This is a genomic window from Actinomadura sp. NPDC048032, from assembly GCF_040653175.1.
Taxonomy (GTDB): domain Bacteria; phylum Actinomycetota; class Actinomycetes; order Streptosporangiales; family Streptosporangiaceae; genus Spirillospora; species Spirillospora verrucosospora.
Window position 1 is genome coordinate 1 of record NZ_JBEZJP010000832.1, and the last position, 1,065, is coordinate 1,065.

The window sequence follows — 1,065 nt, forward strand, 5'->3', positions numbered from 1 at the left end:
ATCGCCGCGCAGTCCATCGGCGAGCCCGGCACGCAGCTGACGATGCGCACCTTCCACACCGGCGGTGTGGCGGGCGGCGACATCACGCACGGTCTCCTGCGACAGCGCCACGGCTTTCACGTCGTCCGGCACGTCGTGGAAGAAGCACTCCTCGACGTCGAACTCCGCGGACGGTGTCCGTCCCTCCCGGACCGCCTGGTCGGACATCGCCTTCGCCTGCCCGGTGTTCCCCCACCAATCACCGCCCGTCTCGCCTGGCGACGGGACCATGGCGTTGAGCAGCACCAGAAGGTCGACGGGCACCCGCTCGCAGACGAGCGGCGCTGTGAACCCGCCCATCGACTGCGCCACCAGGATGACGTCCGTCCGATCCCCGATCGCCTCGACGACCGTGTCGGCGTACTCCGAGAGCCCCGCGGCGTCGTCCCCGGCCGGAAGCTCGACGGCTACGGCATCGTGCCCCCGAGCGCGCAGCTCCGGCACCAGCCGATGCCAGAACCAGGCCTGCCCGCCCGCGCCCGGGATGAGTGTGTACGTCGCCATGTTCATCGACCTCCGTAGTGCGGCGGCAGCGACACTAGCGAGCCGCACGGACATTCCCCTTCCCCCTCAAGCCCCGATCAAGGCCGGGACGCCTGAATGCGAGAACCTTCCCGGCGCGTCGCTCGCTTCGAACGTGTGTTCGTATTAGCTTGTCGTCCCGTGCTGATCGATGAACCGGTCTCGGCTGAGACCACGCCCACGGGCCGCCCCTCCCACATCACCGGCCCCCGAGGCCGCTACCACGTGCGCCGCGTCCTGGAGGAATGGCAGGCTCCGGGCCAGGCGAGGTTCTACCGCCTCCAGGTCGCGACACCCGACGGCCCCGCCATCGCCGAGGTCATCGCCCCGCACAGCCCCGGCCCCTGGACCCTCCACCAGGTATGGCCCTGACCCGTCACCCTCACTCGCAACCAAGCCAACCCACCCATACGCGGACGCCGTCCCCAGGCCGAGAACCCACACAGTCCGCCGCACCTCCACCCGTCGGCCGAGGCTCCCTCAAGCCACCAGATGGGCTCTGAC

1 protein-coding gene and 1 pseudogene are annotated in these 1,065 nt (G+C 70.0%); one reads left to right on the forward strand and one right to left on the reverse strand.

All coding sequences use genetic code 11. From position 1 onward, the window contains the following. Window positions 1–87 precede the first annotated feature (87 nt). Window positions 88–597 (reverse strand): annotated as a pseudogene (locus AB0C69_RS42560) (alpha/beta fold hydrolase); the annotation flags it as partial. 105 nt (window positions 598–702) lie between these two features. Here AB0C69_RS42560 and AB0C69_RS42565 point away from each other — a divergent pair. Next, complete coding sequence (locus AB0C69_RS42565) at window positions 703–933, forward strand: hypothetical protein (RefSeq protein ID WP_353832652.1); 231 nt, start codon at window positions 703–705, stop codon at window positions 931–933. Window positions 934–1,065: the final 132 nt, after the last annotated feature.